General features: G+C 49.7%; 18 protein-coding genes. 9 read left to right on the top strand and 9 right to left on the bottom strand.

What is annotated here, in order from left to right; genetic code table 11:
- Positions 1 to 35 precede the first annotated feature (35 nt).
- Together ACXAD4_RS05180 and ACXAD4_RS05175 are read right to left on the bottom strand one after the other, a co-directional pair.
- Positions 36 to 971: an ROK family protein gene (locus tag ACXAD4_RS05180; protein WP_475239269.1), complete on the bottom strand. Its 936-nt coding sequence runs from the start codon at positions 969 to 971 to the stop codon at positions 36 to 38.
- Entirely contained in the window at positions 971 to 1,675 is a 705-nt protein-coding gene (locus tag ACXAD4_RS05175) for an N-acetylmannosamine-6-phosphate 2-epimerase (protein WP_475239267.1), read from the bottom strand. Before ACXAD4_RS05175 ends, ACXAD4_RS05180 begins: the two co-directional genes overlap by 1 nt.
- A 548-nt stretch (positions 1,676 to 2,223) precedes the next feature.
- Here ACXAD4_RS05175 and ACXAD4_RS05170 point away from each other — a divergent pair.
- Positions 2,224 to 3,258, top strand: a complete 1,035-nt coding sequence (locus tag ACXAD4_RS05170; RefSeq protein WP_475239265.1) for a hypothetical protein — start codon at positions 2,224 to 2,226, stop codon at positions 3,256 to 3,258.
- Between the two features lie 18 nt (positions 3,259 to 3,276).
- Positions 3,277 to 4,173 carry an ROK family protein gene (locus ACXAD4_RS05165; protein ID WP_475239262.1) on the top strand — a complete coding sequence of 299 codons (897 nt, stop codon included), beginning with the start codon at positions 3,277 to 3,279 and terminating at the stop codon, positions 4,171 to 4,173.
- 101 nt (positions 4,174 to 4,274) lie between these two features.
- Here ACXAD4_RS05165 and ruvB read toward each other — a convergent pair whose 3' ends face one another.
- The 6 genes from ruvB to aspS form a co-directional block, all read right to left on the bottom strand.
- Positions 4,275 to 5,291 (bottom strand): Holliday junction branch migration DNA helicase RuvB, encoded by a 1,017-nt coding sequence (gene ruvB, locus ACXAD4_RS05160; RefSeq protein WP_475239260.1) that lies wholly within the window; start codon positions 5,289 to 5,291, stop codon positions 4,275 to 4,277.
- Between the two features lie 38 nt (positions 5,292 to 5,329).
- Positions 5,330 to 5,953, bottom strand: a complete 624-nt coding sequence (gene ruvA / locus ACXAD4_RS05155; RefSeq protein WP_475242717.1) for a Holliday junction branch migration protein RuvA — start codon at positions 5,951 to 5,953, stop codon at positions 5,330 to 5,332.
- Between the two features lie 105 nt (positions 5,954 to 6,058).
- Positions 6,059 to 7,522: a methyl-accepting chemotaxis protein gene (locus tag ACXAD4_RS05150; RefSeq protein WP_475239258.1), complete on the bottom strand. Its 1,464-nt coding sequence runs from the start codon at positions 7,520 to 7,522 to the stop codon at positions 6,059 to 6,061.
- Between the two features lie 216 nt (positions 7,523 to 7,738).
- On the bottom strand, positions 7,739 to 8,260 hold the full coding sequence (gene ruvC / locus ACXAD4_RS05145; protein WP_044622848.1) for a crossover junction endodeoxyribonuclease RuvC: 522 nt from the start codon (positions 8,258 to 8,260) through the stop codon (positions 7,739 to 7,741).
- Positions 8,261 to 8,272: 12 nt separating this feature from the next.
- On the bottom strand, positions 8,273 to 9,016 hold the full coding sequence (locus tag ACXAD4_RS05140) for a YebC/PmpR family DNA-binding transcriptional regulator (RefSeq protein ID WP_317523388.1): 744 nt from the start codon (positions 9,014 to 9,016) through the stop codon (positions 8,273 to 8,275).
- A 162-nt stretch (positions 9,017 to 9,178) separates the two neighbouring features.
- On the bottom strand, positions 9,179 to 10,963 hold the full coding sequence (gene aspS, locus ACXAD4_RS05135; protein ID WP_475239254.1) for an aspartate--tRNA ligase: 1,785 nt from the start codon (positions 10,961 to 10,963) through the stop codon (positions 9,179 to 9,181).
- A 416-nt stretch (positions 10,964 to 11,379) separates the two neighbouring features.
- Between aspS and ACXAD4_RS05130 the strand changes: the two genes are divergently transcribed.
- The 3 genes from ACXAD4_RS05130 (at position 11,380) to ACXAD4_RS05120 (ending at position 14,310) form a co-directional block, all read left to right on the top strand.
- On the top strand, positions 11,380 to 12,264 hold the full coding sequence (locus ACXAD4_RS05130) for a DUF72 domain-containing protein (protein WP_475239253.1): 885 nt from the start codon (positions 11,380 to 11,382) through the stop codon (positions 12,262 to 12,264).
- A 139-nt stretch (positions 12,265 to 12,403) separates the two neighbouring features.
- Positions 12,404 to 12,916 (top strand): VOC family protein, encoded by a 513-nt coding sequence (locus tag ACXAD4_RS05125; protein WP_475239251.1) that lies wholly within the window; start codon positions 12,404 to 12,406, stop codon positions 12,914 to 12,916.
- Positions 12,917 to 13,080: 164 nt separating this feature from the next.
- Positions 13,081 to 14,310 carry an esterase/lipase family protein gene (locus ACXAD4_RS05120; protein ID WP_475239248.1) on the top strand — a complete coding sequence of 410 codons (1,230 nt, stop codon included), beginning with the start codon at positions 13,081 to 13,083 and terminating at the stop codon, positions 14,308 to 14,310.
- An 84-nt stretch (positions 14,311 to 14,394) separates the two neighbouring features.
- Here ACXAD4_RS05120 and ACXAD4_RS05115 read toward each other — a convergent pair whose 3' ends face one another.
- A complete protein-coding gene (locus ACXAD4_RS05115; protein WP_475239246.1) occupies positions 14,395 to 15,792 on the bottom strand; it encodes a cytochrome c peroxidase in 1,398 nt (465 codons plus the stop codon).
- A gap of 440 nt (positions 15,793 to 16,232) precedes the next feature.
- Between ACXAD4_RS05115 and cmoA the strand changes: the two genes are divergently transcribed.
- From cmoA to ACXAD4_RS05095, 4 genes are all read left to right on the top strand, one after another.
- Entirely contained in the window at positions 16,233 to 16,961 is a 729-nt protein-coding gene (gene cmoA / locus ACXAD4_RS05110; RefSeq protein WP_317523394.1) for a carboxy-S-adenosyl-L-methionine synthase CmoA, read from the top strand.
- 14 nt (positions 16,962 to 16,975) lie between these two features.
- Complete coding sequence (gene cmoB, locus ACXAD4_RS05105; protein ID WP_317523471.1) at positions 16,976 to 17,950, top strand: tRNA 5-methoxyuridine(34)/uridine 5-oxyacetic acid(34) synthase CmoB; 975 nt, start codon at positions 16,976 to 16,978, stop codon at positions 17,948 to 17,950.
- Between the two features lie 90 nt (positions 17,951 to 18,040).
- Complete coding sequence (locus tag ACXAD4_RS05100) at positions 18,041 to 18,808, top strand: ATP-dependent zinc protease family protein (protein WP_475239243.1); 768 nt, start codon at positions 18,041 to 18,043, stop codon at positions 18,806 to 18,808.
- Positions 18,809 to 18,828: 20 nt separating this feature from the next.
- Positions 18,829 to 20,334, top strand: coding sequence for an inactive transglutaminase family protein (locus ACXAD4_RS05095; RefSeq protein WP_475239240.1), 1,506 nt, complete (start codon positions 18,829 to 18,831; stop codon positions 20,332 to 20,334).
- Positions 20,335 to 20,343 lie beyond the last annotated feature (9 nt).

Genomic DNA, 20,343 nt, shown 5'->3' with positions numbered 1-20,343 from the left:
TTTATCCCAGGCTACATTTTGCAACCCGTTAGGTCTTAATCTTGTTGATGTTTGATTGATTCGAAGTGGTTGAAAACCATACGGGCCGCACCGTACATACCGGCATCATTACCGAGGATTGCCGGCCGTATCGGGGTCATCACGCCGCATTCCTTAAGGTGGCGGGCCAATAAGTCCCACCAATAATCACGGGAGTTGATCATCCCGCCGCCTAGCAGTACCAATTCAGGGTCAACGGTCCAGCGAATGTTGGCGATGGTTTTTGCAAGCAATTTGAAGAAGTCTTCAACAGCCGCGATCACCTTGGGATCCCGGTTGGCATAGGCTTGGATGATGCTGATACCGTCTGGGTAGTTTTCATGTTCCTGTGCTGGCAATTGGAACAGCAAGGTTTCACGTAAGCCTGTGCCTGATAGCAAAGATTCAAGGGTTACCCAATGCTGCGGGCGGTAAGGGTGTGGTACTTCCATCCTGCCCCAGTGGCCTGCCAAGAAGCCCGCACCATGGACAAGTTCACCTCCGCTCGACATCGCACCACCAAGTCCTGTGCCTAAGGTCAGCATCACCACGTCCTGGTAATCTTTTGCCCCCCCAAGCCATTGCTCACCTAGCAACGCGCAGTTGACATCGTTATCGGTGCAAACATGCAGGCCGAATTCTTCCTCGAGCAAATAACCCAACCTTGTTCCGCGCCACTGCGGCAGGCTATCGGTAGCGTCGATGACCGTACCAGAACGCACGTTGATCACACCAGCAGCAGAAATACCAATCCCCATCAACAACTTGCCTTCTCGGCGAGCACGAGTGAGCAATGGGGCAATAGCACTGATAATGCTATTCATAATGCCTTCACGGCCATTGGAGATATCGGTTGGGTAGGTATTGGCAATGACCAACTGACCCTGTTGGTCAATCAACCCTGCCCGAATTTTGGTTCCACCCAAATCTAAGCCCAGAGCAAGTTCACTCATTACGCATCCTCCGAGTAGCTTGCCATGGCATCACTGAAACGTTTGGCAATCAACTGAGGACGGGTAATCGCTGATCCGACAACCGCTGTGTATGCACCGGCAGCCAACACCTGACCCAACTGCTCTGGGCTCCAAATGCGGCCTTCGGCAATAACGGGAACGGATAGCGCTTGGCTTAAGCGGCGAATCAAGGAAAAATCAGGAGTATCACCGCGATGTTGAGTATCCGGGGTGTAACCTGACAAAGTGGTGGAGACACAATCAGCACCAATCGCCTCGGCAACAATGCCCTGTTCGTAAGTTGCAATGTCTGCCATCACCTGGCGGCCAGCACGATGAACAAGCTCGACCAATTCTTCAACTTGTTCATTCGCAGGTCGGGCACGCCCTGTCATATCCAGAGCAACCATCTCAGCGCCCGCTTCAATAATGGCAGTCACTTCTTTCTTAGTTGGCGTAATGAAGATTTCCGAATCACTGTAATCTTGTTTAATCAGGCCAATGACAGGGATTTCAGGGAAGGCAGATTTTACTGCACGGATATCATCAACTGATTGGACACGGAGTGCCTTTGCCCCACCATCCAATACAGCACCGGCCATTTTTACCATGGTCTCAGAGCCATGTAATGGTTCATCCGGCAGTGCCTGAACCGAAGCAATCAATTGGCCTTTTAGTGCCTGTAACATAATCAACCTCTGCATAAATATTCTTTTACTTTGCTCTTTTTTGCTAAAGAACGGCTAGCAGAACAAACTAAAAGAAGCTTTTCTTTCTTATCAATCACTTAGCCGACAGCGAAATTTCAGGGATATTTCCCCTTGTTGATGGAGCGAATGCAGAATAATAAAAATTTTCATAGCCCGAGATTTGCTCGGGCTTTTTTTTCATTCAGGTGATCAATGTCACATCGAGGGACTGACTTTGTGATGGGTGCAGCGATCAAGATCACACAGCATTGTTCTAACTGTTTTCAAAGCCACTCAAAAGGCCAAAATACACGTGCCAGAAAACAGAGCTATAGCATAGGATGCTTGTAAGGCACTGAATTAAATCACTAAAAAATAACGCCTGACAAACAGCCGATCGGGTTCACAAAAATGCGAACGTGATAAGCATCACATACGCCTTGATTTTATGAACCACTGTTTCGATAAGGATCACTTATTGAGGATTTATTCATCATTGACTGAATGAATCTTGAATTTTTGCTGAATAATCGCTGCGACAATGAACATCTAGCGAGACTACAATGACAATTACTACAAATAAAACGCTTCTGTCAGCAGCAGTAGCCCTGAGCCTCTTACCCGCTGTAGCTATGGCTAATAACGGCGGGTGGATTCAAAACGAAACAGAATACCGCCATTTCCGTTATGACTACGATAATGCGCCCAACCCATATTCCCGTGATGAAGTAGAAGTCAACAAGAAGCTGCTGCAGGGTATGCTTCAGCTAACCGAAAATGTAGACCTGTGGCTCGATCTACGCCGCATTGATTACTTCACCGATTTTGATGATGGCCGTGGCATGGTCAAAAATGGCTACCACTGGGACCATGAGGCCCACCTGCGTTACCATTTCCGAGGCTTGAATTTCTGGGGTCGCGAGTGGACTTTCCGACCAGCCTTTGCCTGGGAAGGGGACTGGAACTTCAAAAATACAAACAATGACTTCAACTGGAGTTCCAATGACTACTATTTACAATTTGATTTCCTGACTTCTTTCCCCAACGGTATCACGCCTTGGGATAGTGGCAGCCACACCTTGAATTTCCGCCCGCTGTTAACCGAATACATTGTGTTGGGCGGTGCGAGTAAATTCCACGAAGACGGCAATACAGGTAACGTCCGAGGACACCGCCAGCAGGTGATGAATTTCTTCCTTGTCTCGAAATGGAATGACCGCCTGAGCTCCATCGTAAGCTTCCGTAACTACCTAGATACCATGGCAAAAGATGGCATTAAGTATCATTACGGTTCAGAGAACGAAATGTGGTTTGATATTATCCAGCACGACAACTTCAAGCTGACGTGGCACAACAAACTTGAGTTTTATCTCGGTATGGATGATTCGAGCGAGGTGCTAAGAGATAAATTCGTCGAATTCTACACCCGTATTGAAGCCAGTTACCGCAAAACTTTCGATAACGGTATTACAGTCACAGGCTTGGTTGGTCAAGATATGTGGGATTACCACTACAATGACAGCCCTTGGGTTGGCGGCGAATACAGCCGAATGGAAACCATCGGTAAACTAACCATCAACGTGCCTTTAGGCTACTAACTTAACAGCAGGAAATCTATGTACCGTCTTGGCCTTGATATTGGTGGAACCAAAATTGCCGCCGCTGTTTATTCTCCGGCAGGTGTTCAGGTTTACTACCAGCGCTATGAAACTGAGAAGCAAAGTTATAATGCGTTTATCGCTCAAATAAAACAGATCGTGGCCTGTGCAGCCAACCAGATCCCAGAACGATTTAGCATAGGTATCGGCTTACCGGGAGCTATCTGCCCGAATAGCGACAAGATAAAGAACTCCAATATTCTGATCCTCAATGGCAATGCCTTAAAAGAGGATTTGAGCCGGGAGTTGGGGCAGCCAGTATGGCTAGCCAATGATGCCGACTGCTTTGCGCTTAGCGAGGCAATTAACGGTGCAGGGCAAGACTTCCATAGCTGCTTTGGTGCCATATTAGGTACGGGTTGTGGCGGCGGGGTTGTTTATAACAAACACCTTGTCAAAGGGCCTAATAATGTTGCCGGTGAATGGGGACACAACCCTTTAGCTGATTACCACCCGGTTACAGATGGCACACCCGAACCATGTTACTGCGGACGAAATGTCTGTAACGAAAGCTTTCTATCTGGAACCGGTTTTGCCAAAGGGTATAACCAAAAACACCAGACTGCCTTTAGCAGTAAAGACATTATGGATCTCGCTAACCACGACCAGTCAGCCCAAGCGCACTATGAGCTTTATCTCGATCAATTGGCCCGAGCTTTGGCCCAGGTGATTAATTTCTTTGACCCTGCTGTTATTGTGCTAGGTGGGGGTATGTCGAATCAACAAAGCCTATATGATGATCTGCCGTCACGGCTCGGCCAATATGTCTTCGGTGGTGTGTGCAATACCCCTATCCGCCAAGCAAAACTTGGCGATGATAGTGGCGTACTTGGTGCTGCATTGCTTCCTGTCTAAATTAGCTTCCTGCATAAACTGTCCCCCTGTGGTGGCTGCCCGGATCTTGGTTTAGGCAGCTATCACCCCAATAAAAAAGGTTGCCAATAGGCAACCTTTTCTTATTTCGATTCAGGTACATCAAACCCAAAATGCAGATAGGCCCGGTGGGTGGCAATACGGCCACGCGGGGTACGCTGCAGGTAACCTTGCTGGATAAGGTATGGCTCAAGCACATCTTCGATAGTGTCACGCTCTTCACCGATAGCTGCAGCAAGGTTGTCCAAACCAACCGGACCGCCCATGAACTTATCGATAATCGCCATCAGCAGTTTGCGGTCCATGTAGTCAAAGCCACTGCTGTCGACATCGAGCATATCCAAGGCTTTTGCTGCCACATCCGGGCAGATATGGCCATTGCCTTTTACTTCAGCAAAGTCACGCACTCGGCGCAGCAAGCGGTTGGCAATACGCGGTGTGCCGCGGGCTCGCATCGCGACTTCCAAAGCACCCGCCTCTTCCATTGAGAGGTCAAGGCAGTTTGCACTGCGCTGGACAATCCCCTTGAGATCTTCCACCTTGTAATATTCAAGGCGCTGGGTAATACCGAAGCGATCACGCAGCGGCGAGGTCAACGAGCCAGCCCGGGTCGTAGCACCGATCAGGGTAAAGGGTGGCAAGTCAATCTTGATGGAGCGTGCCGCCGGGCCTTCACCAATCATGATATCCAGCTGGTAGTCTTCCATCGCCGGGTACAAGACTTCTTCAACCTGCGGGCTGAGGCGGTGGATCTCATCGATGAACAACACATCGTTCTCTTCGAGGTTGGTCAGCAGCGCCGCCAAATCACCGGCTTTTTCCAACACAGGGCCAGACGTGGTACGAATGCTCACCCCCATTTCATTGGCAACAATGTTGGCCAGCGTGGTTTTACCCAACCCCGGAGGGCCGAATATCAGCAAGTGATCCAGAGCTTCATCTCGCAGCTTGGCAGCCTTGATAAAGATTTCCATCTGATCACGGACATGATCCTGCCCCTTATAGTCCTCAAGGAGCTTGGGGCGGATCGCGCGATCAATAATGTCTTCTTCACGCGTGGTCGGGTAATCATTGGCGACCAGTCTGTCTGCTTCTATCATCAAGCCTTACCTACATTCAAAATCAATAAAAACAGCACTTACACCATTGAACGCAGCGCGTCACGGATAATGGCTTCGCTGGTCATCTCCGGCTGGGCAACCTGGGCCACCACTTTAGAGGCTTGTTGTGGCTTGTAACCAAGGGCAACAAGGGCACTGACCGCTTCGTCTTCGGCACGAGCCTGAGAGGCCGTGTCCTGAATCGGCGCGTTCGATGCAGCAGTATCAAGCGCCGGGGTAAACAGATCACCCTCGCCCCAACCTTTAAGGCGGTCTTTCATTTCGACCACCAAGCGCTCGGCAGTCTTCTTACCGACACCTGGGATTTTCACCAGAGTGGTCACATCTTCGTTTTCAACGCTCAATACGAACTGGCTCGCCGTCATTGCCGACAGAATCGCCAAACCAAGCTTAGGGCCTACACCGTTAGCTTTAATCACTTCACGGAACAGGTCACGCTCACTTTTCTTATTAAAGCCATACAGCAACTGCGCATCTTCACGCACCACAAAGTGAGTAGAGATAACCGCTTCTCGGCCAACTTCCGGCAGCTCGTAAAAGCAGCTCATCGGCATCTGGACTTCATAGCCCATGCCGTTCACCTCAAGCAATACTTCAGGTGGTTGTTTTTCAATGATGATTCCACGTAGTCGGCCAATCACAGCAAGATCTCTTTTCTCAATCCACAAAATTGGCTCTAGGATAGTAAAGAGCTGGATGTATATCCAGCTCTTTTTTCTTGTTGATGATTACCGACAGCCCAAACATTACGCCATACGCTGACGCAACCCCACAACCTTATTGAGGCTATCGGCTAATGCATTCAGTCGTTCAACCTGCTCGGCCAACAACGCCCCTTGCGAAGCCACCGCATCGGACACCTGGTTGGTTTCCACCACACTACTTGCTACTGCCTGACTGGCAACCGTCAGCTCTCTAAGTGCTTCAACCTGCTGACTGATGGTAGCAGCCAACTGACTGACATCTACCGAGACACTGCTTACCTGTTCGATGATCCCGGTTAATTCAGCGGTACTGTTTTCAATCACCGCCTGGCCTTGAGATACCTCTCTTCGACTACGCTCGAGCAAGGCACGAATATCCACCGCAGAACTATTACTCTTGGCAGACAGCTCCCGCACTTGATCAGCAACAACGGCAAAGCCCCTTCCCTGCTCTCCGGCCCGTGCGGCTTCTATCGCAGCATTGAGTGCCAGCAAGTTAGTCTGCTCAGCGACCGAGGTGATCACATCGGCTACCGACATGATTTCATCATTACTGCTAAGAATACGGGCAATGGCCTCTTTAGAGGCTTGCAGGGATTCAGAGCTGGTTTCTGCCTGACGATAGATAATATCGCTACGCTGTTTCAGCTCAGTCACAAACTGATCGGACGCTTCCATGCCTTGGGTAAGGTGCTTGACCTGTTCGCTCATCTGCTCTGCCGCACTGGCCTGTGATTCACAGTTTAGGTTGAGTGTGCCTACCTGCTGATGCAACTCGGTCGACTGCTGCTCTATCACGGTAGAAACATCGCTCAATGATGCAGCATTGCCACTTGCCTTATCGAGCACTTCAGCCAGCTGACTCGCTCCTTGCTTGGCCTGCTCAGCAATTTCTTCACTGGACTGGTGAGCAGACTCTGCCTGCGAAATGGCCTGTTGCCGCTGGCGAGAAGCCCATGCCTGCGCCATCACTATCACCACCAAAGGTAGTAAAAAGCCCGACCAGGTTTCTACAGCCAACGCAGAAGGGCTAAGTTCAACGTTAGGGAAACTCTGACCCGCCAAGTGACTGTTGACCATCCATGCAGATACTACCACCACTAGCAGTGACCATGCGGTAGCCATAAAAAGCCGAGCCGATAAATAAAACGCCACAATCAATAAAGGCAACCAGAAGGCTTGGGTCGATTCTACGATACCACCGGTTTGGTAAATAATATTCACCGCATGGATCACCATACCGAGAAATCCAACGTTCAACGCCGCTTCCGCTTGTTTGCTCAATCGAAAGATGATGCCGGCCAAGCACTCCAGTACCACCAGCAACACAGAGGTCATCACCAGCGCACTGTGATCGTGGCTATACCACTTAAACAGGCTATATATGCCGACAAAGAAAGAAGTGAGAGTAAAAAATAAGAATGTATCGACATAGCGTGCGCTCTCACCGTGCCAACTTGCGTTTGTCGGCAAAAACAGCGCGCGCCAAATAGCCAATGGCGTCATGGAATCCGTTCCTTGTTGTGTCTAGGTTATTATTGTCAGTTATGTTCGAGCTTGATATGTAGCTATCACCATCACAAGGTCATATGACCTCTGACCAATATATGCCAAGAAACAATATCGCAACAAAATAAAAAAGCAGCCAAGGGCTGCTTTTTTGATCAATCACTCATTATGCATATATCTTAGTAACGATATAACACTTTGTATTAAATGTAGTTATCTATATCGTCCACGACGAGCACCACGAGCTTGGCCCGCCATCGCCACCAAGGTTTTATGGGTATGGGCATGACAAATTGCCACCGCCAAGGCATCGGCGGCATCCGCTTGCGGCTTGCCCGGCAACTTCAGCACTGAACATACCATGTGCTGGACCTGGGCCTTGTCTGCCCCGCCGGTACCTACCACTGCCTGCTTAATCAAACGCGCAGCATATTCATTGACAGGCAAGTCAGCATTCACTGCCGCAACAATGGCACTGCCTCGGGCCTGACCCAATTTCAGTGCCGAACTGGCATTCTTGCCCATGAATACTTCTTCGATTGCAAAGACATCGGGCTGGAACTGGGTAATGACCTCGCTCACCCCGGCATAAATTTGTTTGAGCCGGCCGGGGATATCCTCGACAGAAGTGCGGATACAACCACTGCCGAGGTATTCAAGATGTCGCCCAACTTGGCGGATCACACCATAGCCGGTGATCCTTGAGCCGGGGTCTATCCCCAAAATAATAGACATACTCTTCAGACGTTACAGCTGAGCCGCAACCTCATCAGAAATATCACCGTTATGGTACACTTCCTGGACATCATCCTGATCTTCCAATGCATCAATCAGGCGCAGTAGTTTCGGTGCCGTGTCGGCATCCAACTCTGCTTTGGTAGAAGGTACCAAAGTAACTTCGGCGTTCTGGGCTTCAAAGCCAGCTGCATCCAAAGCATCTTTTACCGGGCCGAAATCGGCTGGTGCAGTGTAGACATCGATAGAACCGTCATCGTTGGTTTCGACATCATCCGCGCCACCTTCCAATGCCGCTTCCATCACTGCATCTTCATCAAGACCCGCCGCGTATGAGATAACCCCTTTCTTGTCGAACAGGTAGTTAACACTGCCATCGGTACCCAAGTTACCACCGGCTTTGGAGAACGCATGGCGAACACCTGATACAGTGCGGTTACGGTTGTCAGTCATACACTCAACCATAACCGCGGTACCACCAGGCCCGTAACCTTCGTAGATCACGGTTTCCATGTTGTCGTCGCCTTCACCGCCAGCACCGCGGCTGACAGCACGGTTGACCGTATCACGGGTCATGTTGTTTGACAGTGCTTTATCGATTGCAGCACGCAGGCGTGGGTTGTTTTCAATCTCACCACCGCCTTCTTTTGCCGCCACCACGATCTCACGGATCAGCTTGGTGAAAATTTTACCGCGCTTGGCGTCCTGTGCCGCCTTACGGTGTCGAATGTTGGCCCATTTACTATGACCTGCCATATCACTCTCCAATTTATTGCTCGCCAACTGGCGAATGTTCCACAAATAACCAACCTAAAAATATTTTGATAAGTGCCTGAGTCGGCTTGCAAGTAAAGGTTGGGAAAATCTAGCCCTAAAACAAAGACTGGCCTTTCGGCCAGTCTTAATCAAGGTTGTTGCTTACTCTTGCTCAGCGCTTTCTTCTTTCGCCAAGTTGACCGCAATCGCCAGCTCTTCAAGCGCGGCCGGGTTAGCCAGGCTCGGTGCGTCTGTCAGCAGACATGCCGCTGCCGTTGTTTTCGGGAAGGCAATCACGTCACGGATGTTTTCCGTACCGCAAAGTAGCATCACCAAACGGTCAAGACCAAACGCTAGGCCTGCGTGCGGCGGTGTACCGAACTTCAGTGCATCCAATAGGAAGCCAAACTTCAACTGCTGCTCTTCGGCATCAATACCTAGAAGATCGAATACTGCAGACTGCATTTCAGCGTTGTGGATACGTACAGAACCACCACCAACTTCGTAGCCGTTGATAACCATGTCGTAAGCGTTAGAGTTCGTCGCTGCTGGGTTTGCCTTCAGCTCTTCAGGGCTAACGCCTAGAGGAGAAGTGAATGGGTGGTGCATCGCGTGCAGGTTACCTTCGTCGTCTTCCTCGAACATTGGGAAGTCAACAACCCATAGCGGTGCCCAAGCATTTGTATCAGTCAGCTCAAGATCAGTGCCTAGCTTCAGACGAAGTGCGCCCATTGCTTCTTCAACAATACGCTTCTTGTCTGCGCCGAATAGGATGATGTCGCCAGACTCAGCCTGAGTACGGTCAAGCAGCTGTGCAACCACTTCTTCGTTCAGGAACTTAGCTACTGGAGACTGAACACCTTCGAAGCCCGCTTCGCGGTCGTTCACCTTCATCCATGCCAAGCCTTTCGCACCGTAGATGCCAACGAACTTGGTGTACTCGTCGATTTGCTTACGTGTTAGCTTTGCGCCACCCGGTACACGGATAACTGCCACACGGCCTTTCTCGTCGTTCGCAGGGCCAGAGAACACTTTGAAGTCTACATCTTTCAGAATGTCGGCGACGTCTACTAGCTCAAGCGGGTTACGTAGGTCTGGCTTGTCAGAGCCGAAACGGCGCATTGCTTCTTCGAATGGCATGATTGGGAACGTGCCTAGGTCTACGTTTAGTAGCTCTTGCCACATTTCAGTGATCATGCGCTCAGTCACGCCACGTACCTGCTCGGCAGACATGAATGAGGTTTCGATATCGATCTGGGTGAATTCTGGCTGACGGTCAGCACGTAGATCTTCGTCACGGAAACACTTAACGATCTGGTAGTAGCGATCGAAGCCAGACATCATCAGCAGCTGCTTGAATAGCTGTGGTGACTGAGGCAGAGCGTAGAAGCTACCTTTGTGAACACGGCTTGGTACCAAGTAGTCACGTGCACCTTCAGGTGTCGCTTTGGTCAGTACTGGCGTTTCGATATCCAGAAAATCGTTGCTGTCTAAGAAACGGCGAACAAAGCTAGATGCTTTTGCACGTAGCTTGATGCGGTCGCTCATTTCTGGACGGCGTAGGTCTAGGTAACGGTACTTAAGGCGCTGCTCTTCAGTGTTCTTCTGGTTGAAGTCTAGCGGTAGCACGTCTGAACGGTTGATGATTTCCAGGCCAGTTGCCAAGATTTCAACTTCACCAGTTGCCATGTCTTTGTTTACTTGGCTTTCTGGACGTACACGTACTTCACCAGTTAGGCGAATACAGAATTCGTTGCGCAGTTGGTTAGCGATCTCGAATACATCTTTCATATCCGGATCAACAACAACCTGAACAATACCTTCACGATCTCGCATATCAATGAAGATAAGACCGCCTAAATCACGGCGACGGTTAACCCAGCCGCATAACTCTACTGTTTGCCCTGCTAGGGACTTGTTCAGGTGACCACAATATTGGGTGCGCATATGAAATTCCCGATCTGTTTACTAACTTTCCTGTGCGTATGGCTGTGCCCAAAGCAGTCGGCCACACACAAGCTGAATCCTTCCCGGCCAATTTGGTTAAACATCGCGCAACTATCGCGATCAGCCAGGCCGAGAGACAAAAATAACGAGGCATTATATACCCAAGCGCCTTCAACATACATGATCCACGAGAATTAATTGGCAATCCGCCTCACCCGAAAACACTTGAGCTGGCAGCTTGTCGTAGACGTAGCACTTTATATGTAGAAAATGCAGGGGAAATAAAGCGAAATACCACTTTAGGGAAAAGTGCCTAATGAGATCAAGGAAAAATCCAAGATCAATGACTTAAAAGATTGACCTAGTACTCAAACCCTACGCACAATGACCAGTAAACACAGCTAGGAAGCCTCGCCATGTCCGCAAATCAAGCTAACCTCCCTGTTCGCCTCGGCCTTGCCATGTGGTCCCATAACCACTGGCAGCAAAGCTTATATGGCAGCGGCTGCAAAGCAGGCGACAGACTGGCAAGGTATGCCGAGATTTTTCATACCGTCGAGGGCAACACCACCTTCTATGCCACACCGGGGATCCCAACCGTTAAGAAATGGCATGATGCAACGGGTGACGACTTTCGTTTTACCTTCAAGCTGCCGCAAGCGATTACCCACCAAAACCAGTTAGTGCATTGCGATCAGCTGCTGGCTGACTTCTTTACCACCATGGCACCGCTTGAAGGCAAAATCGGGTTATGGAAAGTCCAGCTACCGGCCCAGTTCGGTCCGGCCGCACTTCCTGCTCTAGAGAAGTTTCTCCAAAGGCTGCCTGCCAACTATCCCATTGGGGTTGAAGTACGTCATCCGGCATTCTTTGCCAAGGGTGAAGAAGAAAAACAGCTAAACCGCCTGCTCATCGAACACGGCGCCAACCGCATTATTATGGATAGCCGCCCGGTGTTTGCCGCGCCGCCGACAACTGAAGCTGTGATCGACGCCCACCAGAAAAAACCAAAGGTGCCGGTCCATGCTATCTCTACCGCGGGCTCGCCGATGATCCGATTTATCGGTCATCCCGATGACGCCAGCAACGACGCTTTCTTTGCCAACTGGCTAGTCCGCCTTCCCCAGTGGCTTCGCGACGGCAAGCAGCCATACCTGTTCATCCATACCCCGGACAATAACCATGCGCCGGAGTTGGCAACCCGGTTATATCGCTTGCTGCAACAAAAGGCCACGGACGTAAACCTACCAAACGTGGAGCTGCCAAAGGCCGAGCCAGATCCGCAGATCACCTTGTTATAGTAACGGTGTTGTAGCAGCGAACTGTCACCAAATGACCTAATCACTTGGTGAGGTGATGCTAAATTAGCAGGCTTACAAGGCGCACTTCCACGCCTTGTGACTTCCACACCTTGTGAATAGCTGTTAAGGAGATTTCACCATGAAGATAAGCGCTGCACTGTTCGTTACCGCCCTATTGACTGCTGCGCCTGCATGGGTCTCAGCCGAGCCCGTCACCCAACCCAATAATGCCTCTGTGGTTCGCCTTGACCATGTCGCGATGAGAGTTAGCAACCTCGATACCACGATAGAGTTTTACCGGCAGGCTTTTGGGTTCGACGTGAAAACACGGTGGGATAGCATGACATTAGGTAGTGGTGAAAATGCCCAGACCGTTAAAATGACAGGTGCGATGTTGCAAGACGATGCGGGCGGCATAATCGAGATATTCGGTGATGGTGATGCAGAACAGCGCCAGCCCTACCAGCAGCCAATCAATCATTTTGGCCTAAATGTCACGGATATAGAAGCCGTTTACAACAATGCACTCAAAGCCGGGGCAACCGCTATTACACCACCGACGGAAGTCAACGCCCGAGGGATGGGCGCAACCATAGCATTTGTATTAGGCCCTGATAGCGAGCGGGTTGAGCTGATTCAGTATGCGAAGTGATAGTCGGATCGAGTAGTGAACGATGGTAAAGGGACAAGAATGCCATATGGCTCCCACAAACCTAGCCGCTACGATTAAATTTTTGAAATTTATATAGTTAACCGCTAAATTCTGCCTCGAGGACAAACAAAACATTCAAACTTTAAGCTTGCGAGGATAGTCTGTTGAGAACGATCTTTATACTGCTGCTTCTGCTTCTCAGTGGCTGTGGCTCGCTTAGCGCCTTGAATAAAAATATTATCCAAATAGATAAGCAATATAAGGAAGTGACTATTACACTTCCTTCTTCAGACCGCTATGTCATTATCCAGCTAGGCTCGGATGACATCGCTGATATCAAAAATGTCGATATCAGTGATGGCACCAATAAGATCATTATACCGTCACTGATTGACCGTGTGAGTGTTATCTATCTGTTTAAAGATAAAAGCCACTCCCTCTCTTACCAAAAAGGACAACCGCTTTACCGCATCGAAACGGCTGATTTACCAGACTCGGGCCAAGCACTCGTCATTGATGATCAGTTGCTAAGTCCGCACCCACTGGAAAACCTAGAGTCAGTACCACTGCTTAGCTACTTTGATATTGATATTAAGCAAGCCAATATTGGCAATATCGTTGACTTTGAAAATGATGTTTTCAGCCCTGATGCCCAACATATGGGAATGTGGCAACCATTAGAGTTTATCGAGCGTCGGTATTCTGGTGTCTTTTTTCTCGAACCTTTGGATAAAAACAAAATTCCTGTGCTGTTTATTCATGGCATGGGAGGTAGCGGAAAAGAATTTGAATATCTAATAGATCATATGGATAGGGAACGCTATCAAGCTTGGATAATCAACTATCCGAGTGCCTTATCACTGACAGTGCTAGCCCATTCTCTCTCGTCGTTAGTCACCGCTATTGGTGATAGATATGATTTCAAAGCGCCTTTGCATATTGTCGCCCACAGCATGGGGGGCGTATTAACCCAACACTATCTCAATATCTGCAGTCTACAAACACAATGTAATCGCATTAGTTCTTTCACCTCGATAGCATCTCCATTTAATGGTGTCAGCTCAGCACAGCGAGGCGTGCAGTTTTCTCCGGTTGTTATGCCGTCATGGCGCGATATTGCACCGGATAGCTTGATCATTAAAAATCTCTTCAACCCTGAATTGGCACAGTACAAACCGCCCCACTACCTGATGTTTGCCTTTGACAATAGTGGCCTAACATCAAGAACGAGTGGAGATGGCACTATTGCACTTTCCAGCCAGTTGGTTCCGGCAGCACAAGATCAGGCGACACGTATTTCCGGATATAATGAGAACCATACTAATGTTCTGAAGAGTAAAGAGCTTAGTGATGACTTAAATGCGTTTTGGCTGGACATTGATAGTGCAAACTAATGAAGCTGTAAAGCAATTGCGAAAAAAACACCCCGCAGGCTTAAACTACGGGGTGTTCTATTTTGCAACTATAGCATATGGCTATTACTGCAAAATCTGGCCGTTGTACTCACCGTTCAGCGTCTCTAGGTAAGCCGTGATCTTACCAATCTCGGCTTCCGACAACTTCACGCCCACCTGATAGTACGCCATCTTATCAACGGCTTCTGCCAAGGTCTCTACGCTACCGTCATGGAAGTACGGCGCAGTAAGTGCAACATTACGTAGGGTTGGTACCTTGAAACGGTGCATGTCATTGTCATCACCAGTGGCATTGAAGCGACCGTTATCTACCTCGGTAACATTGCCACGATCCGCAAAGTAGTCTTTTTTAAGCCCCATGACTTCAAAGCTCTGCCCACCCATGGCTTCACCGACGTGACAGGTACTGCATTTATGCTGCTTGAACAATGCGTACCCTTCTTGCTCGTCGTCAGTCAGCGCCTCATGGTTACCACGTAGGAACTGGTCGAAGCGGCTATTTGGCGTGACCAAGGTTTTCTCGAACTCGGCAATCGCATCGGTAATACTGTGCTCTGTGATCCCTTCAGCATAAATCGCAGCAAAGGCAGCATTCATTTCGTCGTCAACCGCTAGTTTTTCGATGATCTGCTCCCAAGACTCAGACGCCATCTCAAGTGGGTTGAGTGGCGGACCACCAGCCTGTGCCTGCAAATCATGGGCACGACCATCCCAGAACTGGTGGGTATTGAACACCGAGTTAAACACCGTTGGCGCATTGATTGGGCCAATTGCACCGTCAACACCAACCGAGCTCACCAAGCGGTCAACACCACCGGTCTCTAGGGCGTGGCAGCTGGCGCAAGATACAGTGTTATCGCCTGAAAGACGGGTATCGTGGTAGAGCTTGTCACCCAGCTCGACTTTCGCCATATCCACATCGAATGTGGTACGAATTGGCTGTACCGCCTCATATTTGAATTCTTCGGTGATCTTGGCTTGGCCTTGGTGGTGACGCAAACGCTCCTGCTTCACCCAGTCCTGCAGCGTAGCCGTCTCTTCTTCAGACAGTTTAGATCGCCAGTGCATGGTCAGGTACATCGCCGGCGGCATCGAGTTGTCTTCCATCACCGACTCCAGCTTCGCCAGATCGACTTCGGAAACCAGCTCACCGGTGCGAACCTGCTCCATCATGGCTTCGATATTGAAGTGACGCATACCGCGCGTGACATCGGCATCCATCAGCTGCTTGGCAACCGGAAGGTTGCCGTAGAACGGCATTTCGCTATCGCTAATGTGGCAGTATGAACAGCCGTTTTTGTTCAGTACATCAAACGCCGCCGTTGAAAGTGGGTTGATATCCTGCTTGGCAATTTCATGGTAGCGGGTCACCGCCAGTTGCAGGTCAAACTTATCAACCGTATAAACTGAGGCCAGGTAGCCGACAAGGCCCACACCGACCGCATAATAGAATTTACGCATTTACTACTCCCCCTAAATGTGCGGGGAAGATAAAAGCTCGTAAATGAGGTTTCCAATTGAAAAAAGCGTAAAGGCTGATTGATTTATCCGATAAAACATTACCTTAACAACCATTAGCCAAGTAATAAGCAGTTTGATGCAGTTGTGCCGAGTAAATGTTATTTTTCTACACTATCGCAACAAACATTTTGTTACAGCTTAGCCAGCCATCGTTTGGCAAAAGCCGCTGAACTCTGGAGGGAGATTTTCAAACATATATTGCTAAGGATCATCAAGCCGTCACAAAAACAGTAAAGACAAATGGCCTGATTTTCACTACAATACGCGACCTTTCAGCGGTGATGGATCACCCCAGTATGTAGACTGACGCCAACGGCGCAGAAAAGTTCATACTTATCATTTGGGATCCCTGTTTTTTTGTATAGATGAGGTTCGTGAAGATGGCCGGTCACGACAATATTTTTGCGGCGCCGATAGATAAAATCGGTGATTTTACGTTTGACGAACGCGTAGCCGAAGTTTTTCCGGATATGATCCAGCGCTCGGTACCGGGCTACAGCAACATCATTTCAGCCATTGGTATGCTGGCTGAACGCTTCGCCAAACCGCACTCGAAAGTGTACGATCTGGGCTGCTCGCTGGGAGCGGCAACCTTGTCAATGCGTCGCCATATCCAACAGGAAGGCTGTGAAATCATCGCTGTCGATAACTCCAGCGCTATGGTGGAACGCTGCCGCCTACACATTAATGCCTACCGCTCAGACACGCCGGTTCAGGTCGTGGAAGCCGATATCCGTGATATCGAAATAAACGATGCCTCGGTGGTGGTACTGAACTTTACCCTGCAGTTCCTAGCGCCCGATGATCGCCAAACTCTGCTTGAGAAAATCTATGCCGGCCTGCGTCCGGGCGGTATTTTGATCCTGTCGGAGAAATACATCTTCGACGATGAGCGCGCCCATGAGCTGCTTATCGACCTGCACCACGACTTCAAGCGCGCCAATGGTTACAGCGAACTGGAAATCAGCCAGAAACGCAGTGCCATTGAAAATGTCATGCTGCCAGACAGTATCGATACCCATAAACAGCGCTTTGAAAAAATTGGCTTCACCAGCTCAGAAGTCTGGTTCCAATGCTTCAACTTCGGCTCGATGTTTGCCATTAAATAAGGTTTCTAATGTCTATCTTTACCTTTGCTGAGTTTTATCAGCTTCTCGCCCAGCATGAAACACTGCGCCCTTGGCTAAATACCCTGCCTCAGCAACTGAGTGACTGGGAAGAGAAAGCCCACGGCGACATGGCCCGCTGGATGCGTGCCCTGAAGAAATTCCCAACCGACAAGCCAGACATCATTGACCTGAAAAACGCGGTCAGTGTGCGCAACGAAGACGGTATTGCCGACGGTGAGCAAAAGCGCCTTGAAAGCCTGCTTCGCCTACTTCACCCATGGCGCAAAGGACCTTACGAAATGCACGGTATCCATATCGATACCGAGTGGCGCTCAGACTGGAAATGGGATCGTGTACTGCCGCACATCTCGCCGCTGAAAGGCCGTACGGTGCTGGATGTCGGCTGTGGTAACGGTTACCACATGTGGCGCATGCTGGGTGAAGAAGCCAAGCTAACTGTCGGTATCGACCCGTCAAACCTGTTCCTGATCCAATTCGAGGCCATCAAACGCCTGATGGGCATGGACGATCGCGCTTACTTGCTGCCGCTGGGGATCGAACAGCTACCCGAGCTGAAGGCTTTCGATACGGTATTCTCGATGGGTGTGCTATACCACCGCCGCTCACCGCTTGATCACATCATCCAACTCAAGAACCAGCTACGCAAAGACGGCGAGCTGATCCTGGAAACACTGGTGATTGACGGTGACGAGAACGATGTACTGGTGCCGACCCACCGCTACGCCCAGATGCACAATGTATACTTCTTCCCGTCAGCCAAAGCACTGAAGGTATGGATGGAAAAATGTGGCCTTGTTGATGTGAAGATTGTCGATGAATGCGTCACCACCACTGACGAACAGCGCTCGACAGGCTGGATGACCAATAATTCCCTACCGGAATATTTGGACCCTAACGACCCATCGAAAACGGTCGAAGGATACCCAGCACCTAAGCGTGCCGTGCTAATTGCACGAAATCCTGACTAACTACTGACAAGGGGGTGCTGTTCGCATCCCTTTTTGTAAGTTAAAATATTGCCGCCTAAGAAAAAATTAGAAGTACCTCCGGGAGACATAATGCTTCGCCGCTTTGTACCATTACTGACCTTTGCCATCCTTTCAGGCTGTAGCCTTACCCAGCCACAACAAGACCATGAGCAAACTATGCAAGCGATTAACGTCATGGAAGATCGTGTAAATTTCCAGCTTGCAACAATGATCAAACAAATTGATGACCAAAACGCTAATATTGACAAGTTAGAGAAGCAAATATCTACCCTGTCGGATGATATGAGCCAGCGCTATACGGATTCTGCCCTGCTGACTTACACCGAAGAGGAAGAAGAGGCGACTCCTATCCCTGTTATCGTTGATAACGACCCGCGCGTTGCCCACGGCAAGGTGATTCTGGGTGAAGAAGAGTGGGTATGGCTGGACGCGACCCAGAGCTTTTACAAAGCCCGAGTTGATACTGGCGCAACGACTTCATCGGTTAGTGCCACCAACATCCAGATTTTCGAGCGTGATGGCAAAGAGTGGGCACGCTTTAACATGAACCATACGTCGGATGAAAACCCGAGCGAGGCAGATATTGTCGAGGCTCCAGTAGTTCGCTGGGTCAAGATCCGTCAGGCCAGTGCGAATGGCGCAAATCGCCGACCAGTGATTGAAGCATGGGTAAAACTCGGCCAGCTTCATGAAAAAGCACAATTTACTTTGGCAGATCGCACACAAATGACCTATCCAGTATTATTAGGGCGAGAGTTTTTCAAAGACATAGCGCTTGTTGACGTAGGTAAAAAGTTTGTTCAGGGAATGAATGAACAACAAGTACAACAAAACTAATAACAAATGATGAGGACGTCATGACATCAAGAATCCCGTTTTATTTTCTTATTACCCTGCTAGTCATCGCAGGGGCGGCACTGAGTATGTACCGCCACGATGTCTACGGGGTGCCATGGACGCCGGGTGAAGAACGCGCGCTGTGGGAACTCGAGGCTCGAATTGAATTCGATGCTATTGGCGATCCGGTTAAAGTCTCGATGGCCGCACCGGAAACCCAGCAAGGATTCACACAAATTGATGAGAGTACCTCATCGCCAGGTTATGGCGTCGCGCTGATCGATACCAACAAAGGCCGCCGTGCAGAATGGTCTATCCGTGAAGCAACCGGTAAGCAGATCCTTTACTACAAAACCCAGATGCTGGTCGATGATCAGGCAAGCTTCAATATGGTACCGCCGAAAGGTGATACCGTTGCGGTAAGTCTAGATAATCCACAGCAAACAGCCGCTACTGCTCTGCTTGACCAAGCCCGCAGCCTGTCTTCTGACAACGTCACCCTGACCCGTGAGCTAATCAAGCAATTTAACGACCGCAATAACCAGAATGCGGCTTTGTTGCTCAATAGCCTCAGTCGCGAGCAAGCGATTATCAACCTGCTATCGCTCGAGAAAATTCACGCCCGTATCGTTGGCGGCCTGCAACTGGAAGATGGCCGACGTCGCCAAAGCATTACCCCAATGGTCGAAGTGTGGAATGGCACAGTTTGGGAGCTGTTTGATCTCCAGACAGGTCAGGAAGGTAAGCCAGACAATATCCTGCTTTGGAACCAGCAAGGTCACTCTCTGCTAGATGTCATCGGTGGTCGTAACTCCAACATCAGCTTCTCAATTATTGCTCAGGATATCACTCCGCAGCAGGCAACACGTGAGAAAGTGCAGGCAGAAGATCTGCTGAACTTCTCGATCCACAGCCTGCCGGTTGAAGAACAGGCGATGTTCAAGACCATTATGCTGGTGCCTATCGGTGCCCTGATTGTGGTATTCCTGCGTATCATTGTTGGCCTGAAGACCTCGGGTACCTTCATGCCGGTTCTTATCGCGGTCGCATTTGTTCAGACCCAACTGATCACCGGTATCCTCGGCTTCCTGCTGATTGTCGGTACCGGTTTGGTGATCCGTAGTTATCTCTCCAAGCTCAACCTGCTATTGGTAGCAAGGATATCCGCGGTGATCATCACGGTAATCATGATTATCTCGGTCTTCACCGTTGTTGCCTTCAAGATTGGTTTGGTGGAAGGCCTGACGATTACCTTCTTCCCAATGATCATCCTATCGTGGACTATCGAACGTATGTCTATCCTGTGGGAAGAGGAAGGGGCTAAGGAAGTCTTGGTCCAAGGTGGCGGCTCGCTGCTTACCGCGGTCTTCGTTTACCTAGCGATGACTAACCCATTGATCCGTCACCTGACATTCAACTTTATCGGTATCCAACTGATCATCCTGGCGTTGATCCTGATGCTGGGTAACTACACGGGCTACCGTTTGAGTGAGCTACGCCGCTTCAAGCCATTAGCGGAGGACTAAACTATGTCA

The sequence above is a fragment of the Photobacterium sp. AWH4_225 genome, from assembly GCF_056158405.1.
The sequence above is the reverse complement of the archived record's forward strand: the minus strand, read 5'-3'. Positions and strand labels throughout refer to the sequence as shown.

Excerpts from the sequence above, each read along its gene's own strand:
- ACXAD4_RS05170 (WP_475239265.1), top strand. The coding sequence starts at position 2,224 with ATGACAATTACTACAAATAAAACGCTTCTGTCAGCAGCAGTAGCCCTG.
- ACXAD4_RS05115 (WP_475239246.1), bottom strand. The coding sequence starts at position 15,792 with ATGCGTAAATTCTATTATGCGGTCGGTGTGGGCCTTGTCGGCTACCTG.
- ACXAD4_RS05175 (WP_475239267.1), bottom strand. The coding sequence starts at position 1,675 with ATGCAGAGGTTGATTATGTTACAGGCACTAAAAGGCCAATTGATTGCT.
- ACXAD4_RS05100 (WP_475239243.1), top strand. The coding sequence starts at position 18,041 with ATGCTTCGCCGCTTTGTACCATTACTGACCTTTGCCATCCTTTCAGGC.
- ACXAD4_RS05125 (WP_475239251.1), top strand. The coding sequence starts at position 12,404 with ATGAAGATAAGCGCTGCACTGTTCGTTACCGCCCTATTGACTGCTGCG.
- ruvC (WP_044622848.1), bottom strand. The coding sequence starts at position 8,260 with ATGTCTATTATTTTGGGGATAGACCCCGGCTCAAGGATCACCGGCTAT.
- ACXAD4_RS05180 (WP_475239269.1), bottom strand. The coding sequence starts at position 971 with ATGAGTGAACTTGCTCTGGGCTTAGATTTGGGTGGAACCAAAATTCGG.
- ACXAD4_RS05140 (WP_317523388.1), bottom strand. The coding sequence starts at position 9,016 with ATGGCAGGTCATAGTAAATGGGCCAACATTCGACACCGTAAGGCGGCA.
- cmoA (WP_317523394.1), top strand. The coding sequence starts at position 16,233 with ATGGCCGGTCACGACAATATTTTTGCGGCGCCGATAGATAAAATCGGT.
- ACXAD4_RS05150 (WP_475239258.1), bottom strand. The coding sequence starts at position 7,522 with ATGACGCCATTGGCTATTTGGCGCGCGCTGTTTTTGCCGACAAACGCA.
- aspS (WP_475239254.1), bottom strand. The coding sequence starts at position 10,963 with ATGCGCACCCAATATTGTGGTCACCTGAACAAGTCCCTAGCAGGGCAA.
- ACXAD4_RS05130 (WP_475239253.1), top strand. The coding sequence starts at position 11,380 with ATGTCCGCAAATCAAGCTAACCTCCCTGTTCGCCTCGGCCTTGCCATG.
- ruvB (WP_475239260.1), bottom strand. The coding sequence starts at position 5,291 with ATGATAGAAGCAGACAGACTGGTCGCCAATGATTACCCGACCACGCGT.
- ACXAD4_RS05095 (WP_475239240.1), top strand. The coding sequence starts at position 18,829 with ATGACATCAAGAATCCCGTTTTATTTTCTTATTACCCTGCTAGTCATC.
- ACXAD4_RS05165 (WP_475239262.1), top strand. The coding sequence starts at position 3,277 with ATGTACCGTCTTGGCCTTGATATTGGTGGAACCAAAATTGCCGCCGCT.